Origin of the sequence: Psychrobium sp. 1_MG-2023 (assembly GCF_030689115.1) — a bacterium.
Classification (GTDB): Bacteria; Pseudomonadota; Gammaproteobacteria; order Enterobacterales; family Psychrobiaceae; genus Psychrobium.
In genome coordinates this window covers 21,237-40,880 of record NZ_JAUYVJ010000035.1, presented here as the reverse complement: position 1 = coordinate 40,880, position 19,644 = coordinate 21,237, and the positions used below count along the sequence as shown (strand labels likewise).

7 protein-coding genes and 1 pseudogene are annotated in these 19,644 nt (G+C 44.0%); 4 read left to right on the top strand and 4 right to left on the bottom strand.

Annotated features, from left to right (window positions below; genetic code table 11):
- Positions 1 to 357: 357 nt before the first annotated feature.
- Positions 358 to 816 carry a hypothetical protein gene (locus Q8W26_RS15615; RefSeq protein ID WP_101214235.1) on the top strand — a complete coding sequence of 153 codons (459 nt, stop codon included), beginning with the start codon at positions 358 to 360 and terminating at the stop codon, positions 814 to 816.
- A 153-nt stretch (positions 817 to 969) separates the two neighbouring features.
- On the opposite strand, the pseudogene Q8W26_RS15610 reads toward Q8W26_RS15615, so the two are convergent.
- The 4 genes and pseudogenes from Q8W26_RS15610 to Q8W26_RS15595 form a co-directional block, all read right to left on the bottom strand.
- Positions 970 to 1,140 (bottom strand): annotated as a pseudogene (locus Q8W26_RS15610) (IS256 family transposase); the annotation flags it as partial.
- A gap of 152 nt (positions 1,141 to 1,292) precedes the next feature.
- Positions 1,293 to 1,460, bottom strand: coding sequence for a hypothetical protein (locus Q8W26_RS15605; RefSeq protein WP_305473745.1), 168 nt, complete (start codon positions 1,458 to 1,460; stop codon positions 1,293 to 1,295).
- A 52-nt stretch (positions 1,461 to 1,512) separates the two neighbouring features.
- Entirely contained in the window at positions 1,513 to 2,085 is a 573-nt protein-coding gene (locus Q8W26_RS15600; protein ID WP_153071488.1) for a hypothetical protein, read from the bottom strand.
- Between the two features lie 91 nt (positions 2,086 to 2,176).
- Complete coding sequence (locus Q8W26_RS15595; RefSeq protein ID WP_101214233.1) at positions 2,177 to 2,986, bottom strand: RecX family transcriptional regulator; 810 nt, start codon at positions 2,984 to 2,986, stop codon at positions 2,177 to 2,179.
- A gap of 223 nt (positions 2,987 to 3,209) precedes the next feature.
- Between Q8W26_RS15595 and Q8W26_RS15590 the strand changes: the two genes are divergently transcribed.
- From Q8W26_RS15590 to Q8W26_RS15580, 3 genes are all read left to right on the top strand, one after another.
- A complete protein-coding gene (locus tag Q8W26_RS15590) occupies positions 3,210 to 3,698 on the top strand; it encodes a hypothetical protein (protein WP_101214232.1) in 489 nt (162 codons plus the stop codon).
- A 596-nt stretch (positions 3,699 to 4,294) separates the two neighbouring features.
- Positions 4,295 to 5,539 (top strand): malic enzyme-like NAD(P)-binding protein, encoded by a 1,245-nt coding sequence (locus tag Q8W26_RS15585; RefSeq protein ID WP_101214231.1) that lies wholly within the window; start codon positions 4,295 to 4,297, stop codon positions 5,537 to 5,539.
- A 312-nt stretch (positions 5,540 to 5,851) separates the two neighbouring features.
- Positions 5,852 to 19,636, top strand: coding sequence for an Ig-like domain-containing protein (locus tag Q8W26_RS15580; RefSeq protein ID WP_305473744.1), 13,785 nt, complete (start codon positions 5,852 to 5,854; stop codon positions 19,634 to 19,636).
- Positions 19,637 to 19,644: the final 8 nt, after the last annotated feature.

Below are 19,644 nucleotides of genomic sequence, written 5' to 3'. Positions count from 1 at the left end.
AACCCCCATTCAGAAAAGAAGATTAACTAATAATTTAAATTCTACGACCGAACTCCATTAATAATGGGGTGATTACCATGTTTTTGCTCGTCTTAGTCAGAAAATCTATGGTTGGAGCCTCTTTTTTCAAAATATTTCAGAGCCAGTTGAATACACAGGGGAGTGTAAACTAGAAAAGTTGCTGATTGTGGAAGTTGAAAATAACAAAAATCCAGAACGTAAATTTATCAAAGTGCTGTTTAATGATGATTTTAAAATAAAACAGTTTGTTATAAGTGATGAAAAGTAAATGAAGGGCAGTCACAAATTCTATCTATTGCGATTCATTAGCTTGTCGTTTTATCGAGGTGCACATTGATGATTAAGTTTAAGGTTATAGTACTTGTCTTATTTTTGTTTTTACCTTCGTACTCAGAAGGTAAAGATAAGATATTGCTTGGTTCATGTGAAATAAACATTCCGAAGCATTTCAAGCAGACTTCAAATAGTGACTTTTCATTAATTGATTATATTCATATAAGGGATAGTGGACTTGCTAGTATATTAGTACTGCGTGAGGTTGTATCAGGGTTTAGAGATAACTTAAATTCGAAAAACTTTTCAATAAGGAAGACTTTTTATCACGATGGAATAGAGGTAATAGCTTATAGTCAGTTACTTTCCAAGCTGAAACAAGAAATAAAATACATCTCCTTAGAGTTTGACGGAGAACAATTTATTGCTGGTTCAATCAACAAAAAAGAGATTTATGAGATATTTAGAGATTGCTTAGATGGGCAAATAATTAACTCTCTAATTAAGCTCGACATGAATTGAAGTGGCACAATAAATCAATGCGTAAGGCTAATATTTGAACTCTAAAAATAACCCCTATGAAAAAATCTCATCAGAGGATGCTGCGAACTTTATAAAGTTGGCTGGTATACCGTTGCTATTGACCCTGTAACAGATTCTGTGTAACTACCTAATTTATATATAGTCTGCGATACGGTCTTCAAACTCAATGATAAAACGATTCAATGCCGGTTTCCAGTTTCTAATCGGCATTGTCCATTTCTTCGATGCCTGCATAATGGCCAAGTAGACAACTTTCTTAGCCGAATCATCATTTGGAAAGAGTTTACGGTTCTTGATGTATTTTTCCCTTTGCTCTTTCTTCTTGTCTTTGATGCGTTCTGGGGACTACACGTTTACTCCGAATATCGAGCGGCGTACCAGAAATGGCCAAGTTGATCACTTTTGTTATTTTAGTAATGATTTTTCTCAATTTACTCAAGAGAGTAGCAGGTTATCTACTGATTACTGTCTTGCGTTAATCGAGTTCCAACATTAATAGTCTTTAACCAAGCAATCACATAAAAACAGGCAACTGCGGCGGCGATATGTTTAAGGCTATGGCCGCTAATTAATGAGGTCATGTTGAGTATTTGTAGGTCGGCTAGCTCTAAAACTTTAGCCACTGTGTACCAAACAAGGACCGCGATTAAGTAGCTTTTATTAAAGTCATTCGATTTAAAAAAGACCAGTAATACCAAGGTAAGGATCATTGGTAGAAATTGCACCAGTACATACCAACGCAGATCGCCTTGGCCCAGCTGTTCGGTGACGGCCCAATAGCCCACACTCACTAGCCCTGCCACTAATAGCCAAGGTAAGATTTTGATGCCACTTTCTGCTTTGACAAAGGCTGACACTATCATCGCATAAAGCCCCATAAAGCCCCATAAAGCCAATCGTCATCGGCAGTCTGTCCCATACTAAGGTAGCGTTATTGGGTGCCCAATGATAATAGCCCGAGCCAAAAGCGATGAGGGTAACGCCCACAGAAAAGGTTAACCCGCCCCAATAAAATACGCCTAAGTTTTGTTTGTGCTTGAAGGTGTAAGCTAGGCCATATAAGCCAACGAATAGAAAGGGAATATTTGATAGGACATTGCCGATATTAGGGATACCCCAAAGGCTAGCTGTATCTGCAAAGTGGTGATAACTCATGTTTTGGCTAATCGGTGGCATTTGCCCAATGCTGAGTATCGCAATAAGGGTGATACACCAAAGTAAAATCCGTTTGGTAAGTAACTGATCCATTGTTGTTCCTGAGTAAATTAAATCATAGTCTCTAATGGTTGGTTAGTGTATGAGCTTAAAAGTTCACTGGCGATAGTTTATTTGTAACGATTTAATCATGCTCAGATGCCATCGCTTCTTTGATTTCATCACTGCTAAAGCCTTTGCGCGATAAATAAGCATAGGCTTTTGATTTCTCTTTATAGTCAGCTAAGTCGTAGCGTTTCTTAGCCAGTTGCTGCTTACAGCTGTGATAGAAGTCGATATCTCCGGCTAGTGTCAGTTGGTATAGCGTGTCTTCGAAGGCACTGACATCAATCAGGCGTTGTTTTAACTCATTGAGAATGAGCGATTGGCCTTTGCCCTTGCGGTATAACTTGGTTATTTCACTGGCTAGATCCGCTTTTTCCGCTTTGATGGCTAGTTTACTACGCAATGTATCTTGGGCGGGGTGTTGTGATAACGCTTGATCGATTTGCGGGCGGGTAAAGCCTTTAGTGGTCATCTGTGAGTAGACCTTTTCTCGGCTGATCCCATCGAATGTGATGTAGCGAGATAATAAGCGATTGCTCGCCATGTCGTCGAAATTAATCGCTTGTTGCTCGATAACTTGTTCGATGGCCGTATCGATGTTGGTTGATGAGATACCACGCTGTTTCAGTTTGTGTTGTACCGCACTCTTGCCAATGTTATTGCTAAACGCCGATTCGCAATAACGGATGGCAAATTCAAGGTCACTTTTGAGGTATTTATGCTCGATAAGATGATTAAGTACTTGCTTTATCCACTCACTATTTTGGGTTTTTCGCTCGAGCTTGCTGCGAATTTCAGCAATGGTGAAGTCTTGTTGATTAAGGTGCCAATAAGCACTATTAAAGACATTGTCGATAGTTTTGGCTTGTCGCAGGGGTGGCCGTTGCATAGGAAAATCTTAAATTTATTATCAGCAAGGCTAGTGTAGCAGAACCTAGTGGTTATCTGTTAAATCTTGTAGATTGGCGAGTATTATCTCAAGCTTTCTATTTGGATGGTGACTACTGACTGCGACTTTTTATTTAATACACAAAGCGCCAATTTACCATATACTCAAAATAGGCAGGGAAAGCGTGCTTCAAGTTTTATTATCTAATCTAGGGAGAGTATCGATGAAATATCATTTCGTGGCGTGTTTAGCGCTGTTTGCTAGTTTTACCGCGTCAGCCAATCAACCTGAGTTTATCTCATCTGAATTAACGACTATTTCATTTGATTTAGATAAGTACCAATATTATCTAGAAGATGCGTTAGCGAATACGGAGTCATGTAAGCAAGCTGGTTTAGTTAATTGTATTGTGGTTGGCCAGAGTATAATTGCGATCACTGACAATGTATTAGGTGCGCCGGAGCAAAATGTTAGTGAAGTGACTCTAACTGATGGTACAGAGATATATTCAATACCGATCCTTCATACTGTCAAGATTATGGGGACTGCATATCAAGGCTATATTGTGCGGGTTGAGAGCAGTCAGCCGGAGAAAAACAGTACCATTTTCTATTCCACAACCGCTGGGGTGATTATGTTTTCCCTTAACGGCTTGTCTTATTGGTCGAAAAAACCTTGTGGCTTGTTTGCACCTGAGACTTGTGGCCAATAAAGCGCTCTTGTTTGTTGTTACTGAGAGATACCGGCTAAAAGCATGCCGGTATGACGAGAGGGGAGCATGCCGGTATGACGAGAGGGGAGCATGCCGGTATGACGAGAGGGGAGCATGCTGGCACGAGGAGTTGGTGACATGCTGGAGTGATGAGTTGGGGATATGCTGGTGTGATGAATTGGGGCATGTCGGTCATCCATTTATTAGTTAAATCATTAGGGAGTTGCCTGCTCATCTCTTGGCGTATTATTCTGCTTAAACAATTACAAAAGCTTTGTGTTTGATGAATTTTTGTTGGCTTAATCAATACCTGAAACAAAGTTACAAAATAATTCATAAAAACAAACAAAAAATGTAATTTTGCAACATCAAAAGCCTATCATACGGGCGTTTAAGTGACTTTTAGTTACGAAAAAGGCACTCTCTGGTTTGATCTCTTATTTAATTGTTATTTATGGTTGAAATTAACTGGTTTAGGAGTAGATTAGGAGATAATAAACCTATTATTTCTTTCTACTTATTCGTTGGTCTAACCATTTGTTTATATTAGACCTCGAATATATTAATAACTGTTCGATCAGGGAAACCGCAAGAGAATGACCGATTTTCGTCAACAAGCGCTTGACTACCATGCGCAGCCTACACCAGGTAAAATTAGCGTAGAACTTTCAACACCAGCAGAAACAGCACAAGATCTTGCTTTGGCTTATAGCCCAGGCGTTGCTGAGCCGGTGCGTGAAATTGCACAAGACCCTGAAAATGCATATAAATACACTGCCAAAGGCAACCTTGTTGCTGTGATCACTAACGGTACGGCTATTCTGGGTCTCGGTAACTTAGGCCCATTAGCTTCTAAACCAGTCATGGAAGGTAAGGCGTTGTTATTCAAACGTTTTGCTAATATTGATTCGATCGATATTGAAGTTAAACATCGCACCGTTGATGAATTTGTTGATACGGTGGCTAACATTGCTGATACGTTTGGTGGCATCAACTTAGAAGATATTAAAGCACCTGAGTGTTTTATGATTGAAAAAGCGCTGAAAGAGCGTTGTTCAATTCCGGTATTTCATGACGACCAACACGGCACTGCTATTGTAACTGCCGCAGGCATGATTAATGCGTTAGATATTCAAGGTAAGAAAATTGAAGAGTCAGTGATCGTATGTATGGGTGCGGGCGCTGCGGCTGTTTCATGTATGGAACTACTGATTTCTTGTGGCGCGATGCGTGAAAAGATTTATATGCTGGATCGTAAGGGTGTGATTCATGCGAGCCGTGATGATTTAAACGAGTATAAGCGTCGTTTTGCTAACAATACAGATATGCGTACCTTAGAAGAAGTCATTAACGGTGCTGATATTTTCGTTGGTGTTTCCGGCCCTGATGTGATCACCGCTGATCACGTTAAATTAATGGCACCTAATCCTGTGATCTTCGCTTGTTCAAACCCTGATCCTGAAATTAAGCCGGAATTAGCCCATGAAGCCCGTAGTGATTTAATCATGGCAACAGGCCGCTCGGATTACCCGAATCAAGTGAACAACGTATTATGTTTCCCATTCATCTTCCGTGGTGCACTGGATGTACGTGCCAGCACCATTAATGAAGAAATGAAAGTAGCGGCAGTACATGCGATTCGTCAAATTGCCAAAGAGCCGGTATCAAAAGAAGTGTTAAAGGCCAGTGGCCATAAAGAGCTGAGCTTTGGTAAAGAATATATCATTCCAAAACCAATGGACCCACGTTTATTAACCCGAGTATCGAGAGCTGTGGCGCAAGCTGCAATTGACTCAGGTGTGGCTGGTATCGAGATGCCTGAAGGTTATATGGCTGAATAGTCAGTTAACTTTCATTTTAAACTGAGTTTGAAAGGCGTATTGGTTTCCAATACGCCTTTTTTCTTAGATGTATTTTATATTTGTTTCTTTCTAGTCCTAAAGTACTGATTAATTGTTGAATTAATCATTTTATTGTTGCATGTCACTGTAACAAGACTTTATGTGTATAAAGCGGTAAAACCTGTGTTATTATCCTGTGGATTTTTAGTGTAAAAACACCAATAAAGAATAAAAAAACAAGTGATGTTAGCAAATAAAAATTGTAATCAATGATATCGCCTGCACCGAATTTAATACATGAAAGGACTAAGCATGAGCGCATTCGCAGTAGTGTTAAAACAATCTAATGGGGTTCAAAAGACCTACCCTTTAACCGTATTTCAATCACTGTCGGTGATGAATGGTACTACTTATACATTAATTGATGTAAATACAAAGCAAGTACCTGATGATTTAGTTTTAAGACGAAAAGATAATGACTTAATCCTCGAAGTTGATGGTGAAGTTGTTGCGCAAATTGAAAATTTCTATATTCCTACTGTCGAAGCAACATTTAGTGTTGATGGTACAGTTTCTCCTGCGAATGGGATGGCGATAGAAAATAATCATGATACAGAATTTGACGTAATCAGTAGCGGTGACTCTGCTGTAGTTTGGCCAGCAGGTGACAATGATATTCTTGCTGATGTAGGTGGCGTTGCAACGTTACTAGCTCTTGGCGGTGCAGCCCTTGCTATTTCAGATAAACATGCAGATAGCCACAGCCCGAAGAATGATCATTATGAGGTAACGTTGGCTCCAGCCGCAGGCCCTTTTGAGTCTATCGCTATGGTTGAGCTCTATGATAAAGACGGTAACTTGCTAGAGCGTAAAAATCATGACTTTAGTACAGGACCTGTGACATTTACTATTACTAACGGTTATGTTGGCCCTATTTTAGCGAAACTAATTGATGCTAATGGTGATGAGGGTGACTATGTCGATGAAGCATCTGGTCAACTGGTAAGCTTGGGTGATTCACTTCGTGCAATGAGTATGGCTGACGGAAATTCAGATGTAACGATATCAATTACTCCACTAACTGAGCTTGCTGCTCGTCAAGCCGGTATCGATAGTAGTAATAGTGTTGACGAAGCACAAGTAGAAGTAAACAACTCGATTGGAGAGCTGTTTGGTGTTGATGATATTCTAGCGCCGGCTACAACTGTTGTTGAAGAGGAGTATGATGCGACTGATGGTATTAATGCCTCAGAGCAATATGGTAATGTGCTAGCTCTTCTTTCTGGTACAGATGCAGTTACAGGTAGCATTGATTCTACATTAGAGAAATTAGATGAGGCCATTGTCGCTGAAGATGATGGCTCTTTAGCAATAAGTCAATCAGGTGTTGAGTTATTACAAGAGGGGGTTGAGCAATTTGAACAGGGTGCGAACTCTGCGCTTGCCAGCTTAGCTGATGCACTGATTGAACCGCCTGTTATTATCGGTGCGGAGAATGGTTTTACCAAGCTCGAACGTGATCAAGCTAGTGACAACGGTATCACTATTCAAGTAGCACAAGTCAGTATCGGTGATACAGTGACTATTCAGTGGGGTGATCAAACCTTTACTGCTGAAGTAACCGCTGATGACTTAGTTGATGATGTTGCTTTGATTCTTATGCCTATTGAGTTAGTCGATGCAGCGGGCGATGGTGACATTAAAGTTACATCTCAAGTTAATGACCAAAAGGAAAGCCCTGCTAATATCATTATTGTTGATACCGCTGCGCCAACAGTGGAAATAGTGCTTGCCGATACTTCTTTAACTGCGGGTGAGACATCAATGGTGACTTTCACTTTTAGTGAAGCCCCAATCGATTTTACATTAGATGATGTAAATGCTGTCAATGGCCAGATTTCTGAGTTAGTTGCTACTGCCGATCCCCTTATCTTTACCGCGACTTATGCACCTAACATTGCTATTGATAGCACTGAAAATATCATCACTGTCACCGCAAACTATACTGATGGCTTAGGTAATGTTGGCGCTGCGGCTTCATCAGATGAGTTCTCGATTGATACACTGAATGAAGCGCCATCATTTGAGTTAGAAAAAGATAGTGGTTCACTTGCTGACGATAACTTAACCAACAATGTTGTCGTTAACGTTTCATTAGCGTCTGATGTTGCGAGCTGGGAGTACAGTGTTAATGGCGGTGATACGTGGGTGGCAGGTACAGGCACTAGCTTCGAATTAGCCGCTGATACAACTTATGCAGCTGATAGCGTGCAGGTCCGTCAAACCGATAACGCGGGTAATGTGAGTGCTGCTACAACGAACACCGCACAAATTGAAACCGATAACAGCGTTGCTGCACCGACCTTTACCTTAGTTCAAGATACTGGCTCATCAACCACGGATAGCCTAACTAATAACGTGACGGTCAATGTTGCCCTAGTTACTGATGTGGCAAGCTGGGAATACAGCGTTGATGGCGGAACGACTTGGCTTGTTGGCTCAGGTACTAGCTTTGAGTTAGCGACTGATACCACGTATGCGGCTGATAGCGTGCAAGTTCGTCAAACGGATAACGCCGGTAATGTGAGTGCTGCTACAACAAACACCGCACAAATCGAAACAGATAACAGTGTTGCTGCACCGACCTTTACCTTAGCTCAAGATACTGGTTCATCAACGACTGATAGCCTAACCAATAACGTGACGGTCAATGTTGCACTGGTTGCTGATGTGGCAAGCTGGGAATACAGCGTCGATGGTGGTACTAATTGGCTTGTTGGTTCAGGTACAAGTTTTGATTTAGCAAATGACAGCATTTATTCGGTTGGCGCGATTAAAGTACGCCAAACAGATAATGCGGGTAACCTTAGCACCATAGCGACTAATACAGCTCAAATCGAGACCGATAACAGTCTAGCTGCACCGACCTTTACCTTAGCTCAAGACACTGGTGCATCAACGATGGATAGCCTCACCAATAACGTGACGGTCAATGTTGCACTGGTTGCTGATGTGGCAAGCTGGGAATACAGCGTCGATGGTGGTACTAATTGGCTTGTTGGTTCAGGTACAAGTTTTGATTTAGCAAATGACAGCATTTATTCGGTTGGCGCGATTAAAGTACGCCAAACAGATAATGCGGGTAACCTTAGCACCATAGCGACTAATACAGCTCAAATCGAGACCGATAACAGTCTAGCTGCACCGACCTTTACCTTAGCTCAAGACACTGGTGCATCAACGATGGATAGCCTCACCAATAACGTGACGGTCAATGTTGCACTGGTTGCTGATGTGGCAAGCTGGGAATACAGCGTTGATGGTGGTGATACGTGGATGGCCGGAACAGGTACTAGCTTCGATTTAGCCGCTGATACAACGTATGCCGCTGATAGCGTGCAGGTCCGTCAAACCGATAACGCGGGTAACGTGAGTGCTGCTACAACAAACACCGCACAAATCGAAACGGATAACAGCGTCGCTGCGCCGACCTTTGCCTTAGCGCAAGATACTGGTTCATCAACCACGGATAGCCTCACCAATCATGTGACCGTCAATGTTGCACTGGTTGCTGATGTGGCAAGCTGGGAATACAGCGTTGATGGTGGTGATACGTGGGTGGCCGGCACAGGCACTAGCTTCGAATTAGCGGCAGATACAACGTATGCCGCTGATAGCGTGCAGGTCCGTCAAACCGATACCGCGGGTAATGTGAGTGCTGCTACAACGAACACCGCACAAATTGAAACCGATAACAGCATTGCTGCACCGACCTTTACCTTAGCTCAAGATACTGGTTCATCAACCACTGATAGCCTCACCAATAACGTGACGGTCAATGTTGCACTGGTTGCTGATGTGGCAAACTGGGAATACAGCGTTGATGGTGGTGATACGTGGATGGCCGGAACAGGCACTAGCTTTGAACTAGCCGCTGATACAACTTATGCCGCTGATAGCGTACAGGTCCGTCAAACCGATAACGCGGGTAACGTGAGTGCTGCTACAGCAAACACCGCACAAATCGAAACAGATAACAGTGTTGCTGCACCGACCTTTACCTTAGCTCAAGATACTGGTTCATCAACGACTGATAGTCTCACCAATAATGTCACGGTTAATGTTGCCCTGGTTGCTGATGTTGCAAGCTGGGAATACAGCGTTGATGGCGGAACGACTTGGCTTGTTGGCTCAGGTACTAGCTTTGAGTTAGCGACTGATACCACGTATGCGGCTGATAGCGTGCAAGTTCGTCAAACCGATAACGCCGGTAATGTGAGTGCTGCTACAACAAACACCGCACAAATTGAAACCGATAACAGCGTCGCTGCCCCGACTTTTACCTTAGCTCAAGATACTGGTTCATCAACCACGGATAGCCTAACTAATAACGTGACGGTCAATGTTGCCCTGGTTGCTGATGTGGCAAGCTGGGAATACAGCGTTGATGGCGGTGAAACATGGATGACGGGTACAGGTACTAGTTTTGAGCTAGCGGCTGATATAACGTATGCCGCTGATAGCGTGCAGGTTCGTCAAACGGATAATGCGGGTAACTCTAGTGCAGTAACGACCAACAATGCTGCCATCGAGACAGATCTTACGATTGTTACACCTACATTTGCATTTAAGCAAGACTCAGGTAGTTCAACGACTGATGCGATTAGTAATACAACGACTATTGATGTTGCATTGGTAGGTGATGTTGCAAGTTGGAAGTATAGCTTAGATGGTGGAACAAATTGGCTTGTAGGTGAAGGTACAAGTTTAGAATTAGCTGCTAACACCTTATATTCAATTGGTGCTGTACGTGTCATTCAAATCGACCATGCTGGTAATGAAAGCGCAGAAGGTTTTAATCAGCAAATTATTTTAACTGATATGACTGTTGCGCCAGCTGAATTAGCTTTAGTCACGGATACCGGTGCATCTGATAGTGACCATATTACTAATGATGCTCGCGTTAGTGTTAATCTAGCTACCGATGTAGCTAGCTGGCAATTTAGCCTTGATGGTGGTAATTCATGGAATGAGGGCGCTGGTACATCCTTCGGAATTGCCAACAATACTGTTTATGCCTCAGATATGATTCAAGTACGTCAAACGGATATTGCGGGCAACCAAAGCACTGCAACTATTGCTGTAACGACTGACTCTACCGTTGAACAACCAAGTTTTACTATTAATACAGATACTGGTTCATCAACAACAGACGGCTTAACATCCGATGCAACTGTTAATGTTGTATTGGCTGATGATGTTGCTTCTTGGCAATACAGTCTAGATGGTGGCATGACTTGGTTAGTGGGTGTCGGTACGAGTTTTGAGTTAGCTAACGACACTGCCTATGCTGCAGGCGCTATCCGTGTTCGTCAGACGGACGTTGCAGGTAATCTTAGTGGCTTTGCTACTAACGATGCTGCTGTAACTACCGATATGACTAATGACGCGGTTAGTTTTGAACTAGCAACAGATAGTGGTCAATTTAACAACGATCAACTTTCAAATAATAATGTTATTAACGTAACGTTAGCGGCCGATGTAGCTAGTTGGGAATATAGTGTTGATGGTGGTACAACTTGGTTAGTTGGCAGTGGAAGCAGCTTTGAGCTTACTCAAAATACAACGTTTGCTGCTGATTCAGTTCAGGTTCGTCAAACAGACCATGCGGGAAATGTGAGCGCTGTTAGTGCTAATTCTCAAGAAATTATTACGGATACTATCTTACCGACAGTCTCTATTAATGATGATACGGCAGCAACGGCAACAGGTGATATCACTTACACTTTCACTTTTAGTGAAGCCATGGATAACTTCAGTGCTGATGATGTAACACTTACGGGTGGTACTAAAGGTACATTTACTCAAATATCAGCCACTGAGTTCACACTTGTTGTCACACCTGATACAAATAGCGTCGCTGATATCGTTGTGAGCATTGGTGCTGGAATCGTAGCCGATATTGCTGGAAACACCAACCTTGATGCTGTTGACTCAACCCAGTTGGTCGATACAGTGATCCCAACCGTGTCAATTACTGATAATGAGCCTGCAACAGCAACTGATGACGTGGTTTACACCTTCACCTTCTCAGAAGATATGACCGGCTTCACGGTTGATGACATCGTATTAACAGGTGGTAGCAAAGGCATCTTCACTGAAGTCTCAGCCACAGAATACACACTTGTCGTTACACCAAATAGCGACAGCACTACAGACCTAACGGTTAATGTAGCAGCGGATGTGGCGATTGACGCCGCGGGTAATAACAACACGGTAGCGGTTGAGTCAACACAAGCGGTTGATACGGTTATCCCAAGCGTTGCGATTAGCGACGATACGACTGGCACAGCGACTGGCGATGTGCTTTACACCTTCACCTTCTCAGAAGATATGACAGGCTTCACGGTTGATGACATCGTATTAACAGGTGGTAGCAAAGGCATCTTCACTGAAGTCTCAGCCACAGAATACACACTTGTCGTTACACCAAATAGCGACAGCACTACAGACCTAACGGTTAATGTAGCAGCGGATGTGGCGATTGACGCCGCGGGTAATAACAACACGGTAGCGGTTGAGTCAACACAAGCGGTTGATACGGTTATCCCAAGCGTTGCGATTAGCGACGATACGACTGGCACAGCGACTGGCGATGTGCTTTACACCTTCACCTTCTCAGAAGATATGACAGGCTTTAGTGCGGATGACGTTGTATTAACGGGTGGTGTTAAAGGCACCTTTACTGCGGTTTCAGCGACAGCATACACCTTGGTGGTGACACCAAATAGCGACAGCACCACAGAGCTAACGGTGAATGTGGCAGCGAACGTTGCGATTGATGCAGCGGGTAATAACAACACGGTAGCGACCGAGTCAACGCAAGCAGTTGATACGGTTATTCCAAGTGTGGCGATTAGCGATAACATCACAGGTACTGCAACCGGTGATGTGGTTTACACTTTCACGTTCTCAGAAGCCATGACTGGCTTTAGCGCGGATGACATCGTATTAACAGGCGGTAGCAAAGGTACATTTACTGCGGTTTCAGCGACAGAGTACACCTTAGTAGTAACGCCAGCGGCAGACAGCACAACAGCAATGACTGTGAATGTCGCAGTGGGTGTGGCGATTGATGCAGCGGGTAATAACAACACGGTAGCGACAGAGTCAACCCAAGCGGTTGATACGGTTATCCCAAGCGTTGCGATTAGCGACGATACGACTGGCACAGCGACGGGCGATGTGGTTTACACCTTCACCTTCTCAGAAGCGATGACAGGTTTCACTGCAGATGATGTTGTATTAACGGGTGGTGTTAAAGGCACCTTTACCGCAGTTTCAGCCACAGAATACACCTTGGTGGTGACACCAAATAGCGACAGCACCACTGATTTAACGGTGAATGTGGCAGCGGGTGTGGCGATTGATGCGGCGGGTAATAACAACACGGTAGCGACAGAGTCAACCCAAGCGGTTGATACGGTTATCCCAAGCGTTGCGATTACTGATAATGAGCCTGCGACAGCAACTGATGATGTGGTTTACACCTTCACCTTTAACGAAGCTATGACAGGCTTTAGCGCTGATGACATAGTGTTAACAGGCGGTAGCAAAGGTACCTTTACTGCGATTTCAGCTACCGAATACACCTTGGTTGTTACGCCAAACGCCAACAGCACGACAGATCTAACGGTGAATGTTGCAGCGGATGTGGCGATTGATGCAGCGGGTAATAACAACCTAGCCGCGACAGAGTCAGTTCAAGCTGTTGATACGGTTATTCCAACAGTTTCAATTACAGACAATGAAGCAGAGACAGCGACTGGTGAGGTGGTTTACACCTTCACCTTCTCAGAAGCGATGACAGGTTTCACAGCAGCTGATGTTGTATTAACGGGGGGTATTAAAGGCACCTTTACTGCGGTTTCAGCCACAGAATACACACTTGTCGTTACACCAAATAGCGACAGCACCACTGATTTAACGGTGAATGTGGCAGCGAACGTTGCGACTGATGCGGCGGGTAATAACAACACGGTAGCGACAGAATCAACTCAAGCGGTTGATACGGTTATTCCTACGGTTGCGATTAGCGACGATACGACTGGCACTGCGACCGGCGATGTGGTTTACACCTTCACCTTCTCAGAAGCGATGACAGGTTTCACTGCAGATGACGTTGTATTAACGGGTGGTGTTAAAGGCATCTTCACTGAAGTCTCAGCCACAGAATACACCTTGGTGGTGACACCAAATAGCGACAGCACCACTGATTTAACTGTGAATGTGGCAGCGGGTGTGGCGATTGATGCAGCGGGTAATAACAACACGGTAGCGACAGAGTCAACCCAAGCGGTTGATACGGTTATCCCAAGCGTTGCGATTAGCGACGATACGACTGGTACAGCGACCGGCGATGTGGTTTACACCTTCACCTTCTCAGAAGCGATGACAGGTTTCACAGCAGATGATGTTGTATTAACAGGTGGTGTTAAAGGCACCTTTACTGCGGTTTCAGCCACAGAATACACCTTGGTGGTGACACCAAATAGCGACAGCACCACTGATTTAACGGTGAATGTGGCAGCGGACGTTGCGATTGATGCAGCGGGTAACAACAACACCGCAGCAACAGAATCAACACAAGCAGTTGATACCATTATTCCAGTGATCACTAATGTTGCTATCGCTGATACATCAATGAAAGTGGGTGATGTTGTCACGGTGACATTAACCGTTGAGGATGATGCAGGGGATATTTATAGTAACTTGACTGGCACAGTCGGTGGTTTTGCACTTTCGAATTTAGTTCGTGTGGATAATACTACTTATACCGCGCAATTTACGGTGACAGAAGGTGGTACTGATGTCGCTGCGGGAGATTCGATCCCAACATCAATCACCATTGATGATACTGCGGGTAATTCAAGCCAAGCGTATACAACGGCAATTTTTGTCGGTTCAAATGATAGCATCGATGCAAATACACCAAGTGTAGCGACCATTAATGTCGTTGCGTTAGATGACGTGATTAATCATGCCGAGGATTCTTCTGTCGTTATTACAGGTACTGGTGAACCAGGGGCTATGATTACCTTATCGTTAAAAGATCATGATTATACTCTGATGGATGGTAATACAGCTGTGGTTGCGCCGAATGGCACTTGGTCACTACCAGTAAACAATCTGGATATTGTATTGGGGTTAGGAGAAGGCGCAAAAACATTATCTGTTATTCAAACGGATGCCGCGGGCAACATCAGTGCGCCAAGCATTGATAAAGTAATTACTGTAGATACTAAAGCTAGTGCACCTGTGATTAATAATGTGACAGCTGATAGTGTGATAATCGCGAGTGAAGCAACAGACGGTTTTGTTATTACGGGTACAGCTGAAGCGGGTGCAACGGTAACGCTAGTATTGGGCAGTGGCCATACGTTAGCTGGAGGCAATACTGCTGTTGCTGATCAAGATGGTAACTGGTCGGTGGCTGTTAATGCGGCTGATGTTACTGCAATGGGGCAGGGGAGTGAGACAGTTACCGCAACTCAAGTTGATGTTGCAGGTAATACTAGTTTAGTGAGTTCGGTTAAAACATTTAACGTCGATACACAAGTTGGTGCACCGACTATTGCAGCAATCGCTGTTGGCCCTGTTGTTACTGCTGCTGAAGCAACCGCTGGCTTTAATATTACCGGTACCGGCGAGGCTGGCTCAACGATTACTCTATCAACGGGTCAAACGGCAACGGTTGATAACCTAGGAAACTGGAGTGTCGCGATTGATGCGGCTGCTGTAACAGCAATGGGCGAAGGTTTACAATCCATTACTGCTACTCAGGCTGATACCGTGGGTAATGTAAGTGTGGCGAGTAATGCAGAAGCGATAACGGTTAAGACAACAGTCGCTGCCCCAGTGGTTAATACAGTTGCGGTTGATGATGTGATTAACTATGCGGAAGCAAATAATAATGTGACCATCAGTGGTACGGGTGAAGTTGGAGCAACGGTCACTTTAGACTTTGATGAGAATATTATCTACAATTTTAGCTTCAAAGCATGGTCTGATCAAATAGATACCGTAGTTGATAATAGTGGTAATTGGAGTGTCACTCTGACTTCTCAAAACATCCAACGAATGGGGGAAGGGATAGAGTCAATCATTGCGACTCAAACGGACATACACGGCAACGTTAGCGCTGCGGCTGAAACGAAAAATATCACTGTGGATATCGTGGTTGACGCGCCGACTATTGATGCATTATCAGTAGGTGCAGTGTTAAATGCTGATGAAGCAACCGCTGGCTTTAATATCACGGGTAAAGGTGATGTGGGCGCGACTATTACACTGATTTTAGATAGTGGAACGACACTGGCTGGCGGAAATACGGCAACGGTCGATGCTGATGGCAACTGGAGTATTGCGGTCACTGCTGCTGATGCGGTATTAATGGCGCAAGGTAATGAGTCAATTACCGCAACACAAACCGATCAATACAATAATGTCAGTGTACCAAGCGCCGCTAAAGTGGTTGATGTGGATACGGTCAATGATGCGCCAACCTTTACACTAGCCACCGATAGTGGTGTATTAAATAGTGATAATTTAACTAATATCGCTACGGTGAATGTGAGTTTGGCTGCTGATGTTGCGAGTTGGGAATACAGTTTAGACAGTGGCGTGACTTGGTTAGCGGGTAGTGGGGCCAGCTTTGATTTAGCCAATGACAGCATTTATTCTGCCGGCGCGATTAAAGTACGTCAAACCGATGATGCGGGTAATATCAGTGACATTACCTCAAGCGCGGCTCTGATCACTACGGATATGATTGCGCCAGCGAAGCCAAGCTTTACCTTACCAGCTGATTCTGGAAAATCAGCCAGTGATGCGATTACTAACCTCCTAACGGTCACTGTTGCTTTAGCTGCAGAACAAGTTACTTGGCAATACAGTCTAGATGCAGGTACAACCTGGGTTGATGGTACTGGTACGAGCTTTGATCTTGCTGGGGATACAGCCTATGCCATTGGTGATATCCAAGTGAAGCAAACGGATAAAGCGGGTAATACCAGTGAGGCTGTGTCTAATACAGCGGCGATCACCACTGACGTAACTGCGGCGGCGGCGGGTATTGCATTAGCCAATGATCTCGGTGTTAATATTACGGACGGGATCACCAATGATTCAACCGTAAGCGTAACCTTAGCTGCCGATGTCGATAGCTGGCAATATAGCTTAAATGGTGGGGCAACGTGGAGTACAGGTGTTGGGACTAGCTTTGAGTTAGCTAATAACACCACTTATACCGCGGGTCAGGTGCAAGTGAAACAAACTGACATAGCAGGTAACGAAAGTGTCGCGGCCAGTAATGCGAGCACCTTTAAAACTGACCAAGTGGTATCTACTGTAGGTTTAAGCTTAGCTAACGATACTGGTCGTTCTAGCTCCGATGAGAAAACCAATGACGCAACGGTTAATGTCAGTCTAGCCGCTGATGTGGCAAGTTGGGAGTACCGTCTAAATAACGGTGCTTGGGTGACAGGCACTGGCACCAGCTTTGAGTTAGCTGATGATACGACTTATGGTGTGGGTGCCATTGATGTTCGTCAAACGGATATTGCGGGTAATGTGAGTGCTATTAGTAGCTTCAATGAAACTGTAACTACAGACATGACAGTGGGTGCCCCAGCAATAGCTCTTTATCACGATAGTGGCAGTTCTAACAGTGACTCGATTACCAATCACACCTATTTACGAGTCACCAAGGAGTCGAGTAATTCAACCTATATTTATAGCCTAGATGGTGGTGATAATTGGAGTTCTTCGACAAGTAGTACATACATCCAGTTAACTGCTAATTCAACTTATGCCATCGGCGATATTCAAGTGATTCAAACTGACGAAGCGGGTAATGTTAGTGCTGCCACATCAAATACTAGTGTCATTCAACACGATAATATTGCGGGAACTCCGGTGATAGGCCTTGCTGCTGATAGTGGTACATTATCAAATGACTTTATTACTAATGATCGCACGGTTAATGTGACATTAACGAGTGATGTCAGTAGTTGGATTTATAGTCTAAATGGCGGAGCTAATTGGATTAATGGTACAGGTACCAGCTTTGAGTTAGCGGCTGATCAGGTGTATACCGCAGGTGTAATTCAAATTCAGCAAACTGATATTGCTGGCAATGTTAGTAATGTAGTTCGTTCGAGTGACACATTTATTACTGATAGTACGGCGATTAAAGTTGATTCGTTTACCTCAACATCATTTGATGATAATTATCGTGAGGGGGCAAACATTAGTATTACCGCCACGATGAGTGAAGTTGTAACAAGCGGGATGGCGTTTGATGTTACTTTAGATAATGGTCAAACAGTAACATTAACAGCCGCTGCTGATGGGCTAACGTTAGCCGGAACTTATGTTGTTGCTGCGGGTGATAATAGCAGTGACCTTAATGTTGCATCGATTACTAATACGTCGGTCACTGATACCGCAGGTAATGCGTTAGCAACCGATCTGCCGAGTGGTAACAATCTAGCGGATAATAGTAATTTTGTTGTTGATACTAGTGCTCCAACAAATACCTTTACTGGTGCGACCTACGATGCAGCAACCAACACTCTTGTGCTGACAGGAACTAATATTAATAGTCTATTATCTGCCGGAGAGACCAGCTCGACCAATCTTAAAAATAATTTTGATTGGACTAAATTCCAGTGGGATATTGATACTGATAATACTGACAATATGGTCGGCTTAGCTGAAATGTTCAATACTGCGGTGGTAACAGATGATAATACCTTGACTATTACTCTGAGTCATTTCGGGGCATTAGCACTGGAGGCGACAGCAGGCTTTGACCCACTAACCGTTGACGATAGCATCGAAATCAGTGCCGGATTCTCGGGCGATAGTGCGGGTAATAAAGCGACGACAGATGCCTTTGATAGTGGACTGGATGTAACTAGCCCAGTAATTACAGATGTGTCTGTGCCTGATGCATCAATGAAAGTGGGCAGTGTGGTAACGGTTACCTTGACTGTTGAAGATGATGCTGGCGATACCTATCACAATGTTAATGGTACTGTGGGGGGCTTTACTTTAAGCAACCTACAGCGCGTGAATAGCACAACATACACTGCACAATTTACTGTTACTGAGGGTGGCACCGATGTTGCTGCAGGAGCGTCTATCCCAACGAGCATCACTATTGATGACAGTGCTAATAACACAAGTGCACAGTACACCACAGCTATAAGTAGTGGTGCGAGTGACTCTATTGACGCTAATACACCTAATGCACCAACGATTAATGTCGTTGCCACCGATGATACCATTGATAACGCTGAAGCAACGGCGGGTGTGACTATCACAGGCACTGGTGAAATCGGCGCGACGGTTACCTTGACCTTTGATAGTGGTCATACATTAGCTGGTGGTAATACGGCAGTGGTTGATGGCAGTGGTAACTGGTCTGTTGCCGCCAACGCCGCTGATGTGACGGCCATGGGCCAAGGTAATGAATCCATTACCGCCACTCAAGCAGATGCTGCTGGTAATACTAGCGTGGCAAGCAGCGCCAAAGTTGTTAATGTTGACACTATTGCAGCGGTTGAAACTTCCGTGGTCGTGTTTGATTTAGTTGAAGGGGTCTCTTCAGATCACTCTTCTCGTAGTTTTGATGCTAATACTTCTTATACTATCTATATTAAGGTCGATAGTAATAGCCATGTTTTATCTTCTGATGGTATTAGTAGCAATCCTAGTGCTAGTTGGGGCACTTGGACTGGGGCTAATAACTTAGGTGCAGATGATAAGATAGTGCTGGTAGGAAGTGGCTCTGCGGTAATCGGAGCCGGCCCTGTCATTACACACTGGAAATCACCAACCTTTATCGCGTGGAGTCCTGCTGCTGGGTTAAGGAGCCACGGGTTGTTTTCGCGTTATGATGGTATGGGAAGCAATCAACTTGATTTATGGACTGGTACTTGGAGTATTAACCCAAATACCGACGATGCGTTAGGTGAGGTTTACCTAACTGCAATGCTGAACGGCGTTTTGACCTCTCAAGGGTTGGCATAATTTGCAGG